Annotated in this window: 7 protein-coding genes; all 7 read left to right on the plus strand. The window is 48.4% G+C overall.

Annotation, left to right across the window (positions count from 1 at the left end):
* Positions 1 to 161 precede the first annotated feature (161 nt).
* The 7 genes from cysE (at position 162) to ACJ2PR_RS35105 (ending at position 4,348) form a co-directional block, all read left to right on the plus strand.
* Positions 162 to 926 (plus strand): serine O-acetyltransferase, encoded by a 765-nt coding sequence (cysE, locus tag ACJ2PR_RS35075; RefSeq protein WP_446880521.1) that lies wholly within the window; start codon positions 162 to 164, stop codon positions 924 to 926.
* Positions 927 to 945: 19 nt separating this feature from the next.
* On the plus strand, positions 946 to 1,233 hold the full coding sequence (locus ACJ2PR_RS35080) for an Asr1405/Asl0597 family protein (protein WP_446880522.1): 288 nt from the start codon (positions 946 to 948) through the stop codon (positions 1,231 to 1,233).
* 117 nt (positions 1,234 to 1,350) lie between these two features.
* Positions 1,351 to 1,893 carry a DNA starvation/stress protection protein DpsA gene (gene dpsA / locus ACJ2PR_RS35085; protein WP_446880523.1) on the plus strand — a complete coding sequence of 181 codons (543 nt, stop codon included), beginning with the start codon at positions 1,351 to 1,353 and terminating at the stop codon, positions 1,891 to 1,893.
* A 256-nt stretch (positions 1,894 to 2,149) separates the two neighbouring features.
* On the plus strand, positions 2,150 to 3,292 hold the full coding sequence (nifV, locus tag ACJ2PR_RS35090; protein ID WP_446880524.1) for a homocitrate synthase: 1,143 nt from the start codon (positions 2,150 to 2,152) through the stop codon (positions 3,290 to 3,292).
* Positions 3,279 to 3,545 carry a nitrogen fixation protein NifZ gene (locus ACJ2PR_RS35095; protein ID WP_446880525.1) on the plus strand — a complete coding sequence of 89 codons (267 nt, stop codon included), beginning with the start codon at positions 3,279 to 3,281 and terminating at the stop codon, positions 3,543 to 3,545. The genes nifV and ACJ2PR_RS35095 overlap by 14 nt, the downstream gene beginning before the upstream one ends.
* Positions 3,542 to 3,745 carry a putative nitrogen fixation protein NifT gene (nifT, locus tag ACJ2PR_RS35100; protein WP_446880526.1) on the plus strand — a complete coding sequence of 68 codons (204 nt, stop codon included), beginning with the start codon at positions 3,542 to 3,544 and terminating at the stop codon, positions 3,743 to 3,745. Before ACJ2PR_RS35095 ends, nifT begins: the two co-directional genes overlap by 4 nt.
* A gap of 12 nt (positions 3,746 to 3,757) precedes the next feature.
* A complete protein-coding gene (locus ACJ2PR_RS35105) occupies positions 3,758 to 4,348 on the plus strand; it encodes a (2Fe-2S) ferredoxin domain-containing protein (RefSeq protein ID WP_446880527.1) in 591 nt (196 codons plus the stop codon).
* Positions 4,349 to 4,580 lie beyond the last annotated feature (232 nt).

The raw sequence follows: 4,580 nt of genomic DNA on the forward strand, positions 1-4,580 counted from the left end.
CTCAACCCTTCAAAAAAATAAAGTCTCGACTAGATTAGGGTTTGGGGATTGAGTACATTGCTAATTAATTCAATAACTCTGATTGGGGTTGCGGATTCTGCCCTACTTTTTTCTGCCTGATATAAGCAGGAGAACAGAACACCGTTTGCCCTCTGAAAGCAATGCAGCCTCTTCCTACCTCACGCTGTCTCCCCCTCCCTGAGCATTTCAGAACAAGCCCCAGTCAGGATGCTCTAGCCATTAAGAGTACTGCTACATCGATACCTTTCCCGATCGCAGTATGGCAATCGATACAAGAAGACTTTCGCATTATCTTCGATCGTGACCCAGCCGCTGGGCATTGGCTAGAAGTGCTGTGCTGCTACCCTGGGTTTCACGCGATTGTCCTCTATCGTCTCGCCCACTGGCTTTATCGTCGCCATGTGATGTTTATCCCTCGCTTCATTTCGCACCTGACCCGCTTTTTCACAGGGATTGAGATTCATCCGGGGGCGGCGATCGGCAAAGGGGTCTTTATCGACCACGGCATGGGAGTCGTGATTGGGGAAACCACAGTCGTGGGCGATTATTGCTTGATCTACCAAGGGGTGACGCTAGGCGGGACAGGCAAGGAAACAGGCAAACGCCATCCAACTCTGGGGCAGCATGTTGTGGTTGGGGCTGGAGCAAAAATTTTAGGCAACATTCCAATTGGAGACTACGCCCGGATTGGAGCCGGATCGATCGTACTGCGAGCCGTCCCTTCCCATTGCACTGCTGTAGGCGTTCCTGGACGCAATATTTGTCGCACCAATACTCAAACCTGTCCACTAGAACATGGGCAAGTCCCCGATGTTGAAGCAGATGCGATGAAGGCACTACGCGATCGCCTTGAAATTTTAGAACAATATATTCAACTGTTGACTCAAAATCATTACACCCACTAACCCTATCGAGGTAACTTCAATGTCCTCCCTTTCTCCTACAAACCCTGGCACTAGCCAGATTGATCACCCATCCAATCTCAATAGCTCTGTAGCTCATGTGGTTGCGGTGTCTCGCATCGATCGCTGGCGGGTCTACCATCGCCTTCAGGAATTAATGATTCCTTGCTGGTGCCCAGAAGATGGTTCGCTGCGGGTCGAAGTCCACAACAGCACGGGCGCTCTGCTACTGCGAAGTGTGGTGCAGCAGTTTATGGCCTCTCGCCCAGAGATGGTGAACTGGCTAGAGCGATGTTGGGAGACTGATTAAGTTTCACCTTTCCAAAACACAGTCTTCCAAAAAACAGTCTTTTTCACTTCAAACACTGAGAAAGCAATTCAAGTTCACTGCCAAACTCACACTTACTAACCTCAAGGAGTCTTTCAAATGACACAGGCACTCGTACAAGAATTTGGTCAAGTTCAAACCAACCCGATCGGCTTAGGGCAAGAAGTCACTGTTCCGGTCTGTGAAGGATTAAACATTGCGTTTGCTAGTTTTCAGGCACTCTATCTGCAATACCAAAAACACCATTTTGTGGTGGAAGGTGCAGAATTTTACTCGCTGCATGAGTTCTTTTCTGAAAGCTATGAGCAAGTCCAGAACTATGTTCATCAAATTGGTGAGCGGCTCAATGGATTAGGAGGCATCCCTGCTGCTAGCTTTGGCAAACTGGCCGAATTGTGCTGCTTCTCGCCGGAGCCAGATGGGTGTTTTACGGCTCGGCAGATGGTAGAAAACAACTTGCAAGCGGAGCAAACCATGATTGATCTACTGCGGCGGCAGGCAGCCCAGGCAGAAAGCATCGGCGATCGGGCCACTCGCTATCTTTACGAGCAGTTTCTATTACAAACCGAAGACCGAGCCTTCCATCTGGCGCATTTTCTAGCAGAAGACAGTCTGACGTTTGCTTTTGTAAGCCGACTGTAGATTGAATAGTTGACTTTGGAGGTTGGAGCCTGGAACGTGAACAGAGAAGCTGGTGAATGGAATTTGCGCCTATTAGAACGAAGTCTACCTTCGTAGACTAACCTACTCAGGATTCCATTGTCTGCGAAGGTGAATTTTGCTCTTGTAGTCTCAACGCCAGGAAATTTGTCATTTAACCAGGTCTCCGATTCTCAGTCTTTAGTCTACTGAATCCAATCTCCATCAAAAATTCACTGATTAGAGATCACAACTTACGATGAAAAATCATCTCATTCAGATTAACGACACAACCTTGCGAGACGGAGAACAGGCTGCCGGAATTGCCTTCAATATTGAAGAAAAAATTGCGATCGCTACTTTCCTTGACTCGATCGGGGTACAGGAACTAGAAGTCGGCATTCCTGCAATGGGACAAGAAGAAGCCGAAGCCATTCGAGCGATCGCACACCTGGGATTAAAGGCAAAACTCCTCGGCTGGAATCGGGCGAACCTATCAGATATTCAGGCATCGCTCGATTGCGGATTACAGCGGGTTCACATTTCTGTTCCAGTTTCAGACATTCAAATTGCGGCAAAATTTCATGGACAATGGCGGGTTATGCTCGATCGCCTGCGAGATGTGATTAACTTTGCCTGCGATCACGGTCTGGCGGTATCCGTTGGCGGTGAAGATTCCTCTAGAGCCGATCAGTCCTTTCTGCTCGATGTTGCCCTGTTTGCTCAAGAGTGGGGTGCGTTCCGATTTCGCTTTTGTGACACCGTTGGCATTCTTGATCCATTAACCACACACAACAACGTTCGTCAGCTTGTTTCTCACCTGTCCATCCCAGTCGAGATGCACACACACAATGATCTAGGACTGGCCAGCGCGAATGCACTAGCCGGGATACAAGCCGGAGCGCTATCCGTAAATACGACCGTCAATGGATTAGGTGAACGAGCAGGCAATGCTGCCCTAGAGGAAGTTGTGATGGCGTTGAAGCGCATCTATGGCATCCAAACGGGAATTGATACCAAACGACTGCTAGAACTTTCTCGCCTGGTTTCTAGAGCGTCTAATTGTCCTGTGCCGCCCTGGAAAGCGATCGTTGGCGAAAATGCCTTTGCTCACGAGTCTGGAATTCACGCCCACGGCATTTTGCACAATCCGGTCACTTATGAGCCGTTTGCCCCAGAAGATGTGGGCTGGGAACGTCGCTTTGTCGTAGGTAAACATTCAGGTCGGCATTTAGTCTTGAGTGTGCTGCAACAACAGGGCATCATTCTCAACTCTGAGGAAGCTCAATCGGTACTAGAAGCCGTGCGACATCAAGCAATAGAAGTTAAGCGCAGTCTGACTGTTGAAGAGCTTGTAAGTTTAGTTCCCCCAGTGAGGTCATATAGCCATGCAAACGGATGAAATTGAAATCGATAGCCCGCCCACCTTTGAGATTGGTCAGAAGGTGCGATCGCGCAAACTAATTCGCAATGACGGCACGTTTCCTGGTAAGGATATCGGGGCAACTCTAGCCAAGAAAGGAGACGTTGGCTATGTCATCAGCATCGGTACTTTTCTACAAAGCTCCTACATCTATGCAGTGCATTTCATGACGACGGGGCACATTGTTGGCTGTCGCAAAAAGGAACTTGAACTAGCTGAGGAAATCAAATGAAAGTTATGCTCCGTCGAAATTCTGCGGGACACCTGGTGGTCTATGTGGCCAAAAAAGATTTGGAAGAAGAAGTGGTGAACGAAACAGAAGCAAACAGTGAAAAGATCTTCACCCTGGCAAATGGCTGGGAACTAGCGATCGCTGGGTTAGAAGATCCCATAAAACTGCCGAAAACTGTAGAAGCTAGACGTATCACTTAGGAACATCAGATCATGGTTGACTTTGATCACCAACACATGGAGTTTAAGTTCGAGGGCGAGTTTTTGGGCTTTGTCCAGCATGAGGGAAAGCTAAAGTATTTACGCCTTGGCGTGTTGTCCGAAGAGTTGCAGATCAAGCTTCCTAAGGCGGTGCGGATGGCAGTAGGAATGTCGCTTCAGCCCGGTGAATCTATTCAGGTTACAGGCATCGGCAAATTCGATCGCCCGGCTCACGATCTCAAACTAAAAGCAACTCAGATTACACCACTCAAAGCTTGTACTCCCGTCGTGCCTGCATCTTCCAGCCTAGTGTCTCCATCTGAGCCTAAAATCAACCCCAAGCCTAAAATCAAGGTACTAGTGTGCCAAAAATCAGGATGTTTGAGAAAAGGGGGGAAAGGACTCTGTGAGGCATTGGGTCAACTCCTTCGCGATCGCAATCTAGAACAGTTTGTCACGATCGAACGAACCGGATGTGTAAAACGCTGTTCTGCTGCCCCTAATCTGGTGGTTATGCCAGGAAATCAGCGTTACACAGAAGTTCGCGCCAAGACACTGTCGCAAGTCGCTGAAGCGATCGCCCAAAGCCTTACAGAGTTGTAGGTGTCTATTTGTAGCGACCCGCAATCATAAATCATCAAACCCGCAATCATAGCGATTTTGAACCCGAATTAACTGCAACTATCCGATAGCTCAAACCCGAATTAACTGCAACTGAATCCAGATTAATTGCAACTAACCCACAACCATCCGCTCAAACCCACATTAACTGCAACTATAAACTCACGGTTCGCCCATTTTTGAGCAAGGTCAGCAGATTGAGCTAAAGTTTGGC

Source organism: Phormidesmis sp. 146-33, assembly GCF_052939515.1.

What these genes read in the sequence shown, in the direction of transcription:
- ACJ2PR_RS35095 (WP_446880525.1), top strand. Translation starts at nt 3,279, where the DNA reads ATGCAAACGGATGAAATTGAAATCGATAGCCCGCCCACCTTTGAGATT.
- nifV (WP_446880524.1), top strand. Translation starts at nt 2,150, where the DNA reads ATGAAAAATCATCTCATTCAGATTAACGACACAACCTTGCGAGACGGA.
- cysE (WP_446880521.1), top strand. Translation starts at nt 162, where the DNA reads ATGCAGCCTCTTCCTACCTCACGCTGTCTCCCCCTCCCTGAGCATTTC.
- nifT (WP_446880526.1), top strand. Translation starts at nt 3,542, where the DNA reads ATGAAAGTTATGCTCCGTCGAAATTCTGCGGGACACCTGGTGGTCTAT.
- dpsA (WP_446880523.1), top strand. Translation starts at nt 1,351, where the DNA reads ATGACACAGGCACTCGTACAAGAATTTGGTCAAGTTCAAACCAACCCG.
- ACJ2PR_RS35080 (WP_446880522.1), top strand. Translation starts at nt 946, where the DNA reads ATGTCCTCCCTTTCTCCTACAAACCCTGGCACTAGCCAGATTGATCAC.
- ACJ2PR_RS35105 (WP_446880527.1), top strand. Translation starts at nt 3,758, where the DNA reads ATGGTTGACTTTGATCACCAACACATGGAGTTTAAGTTCGAGGGCGAG.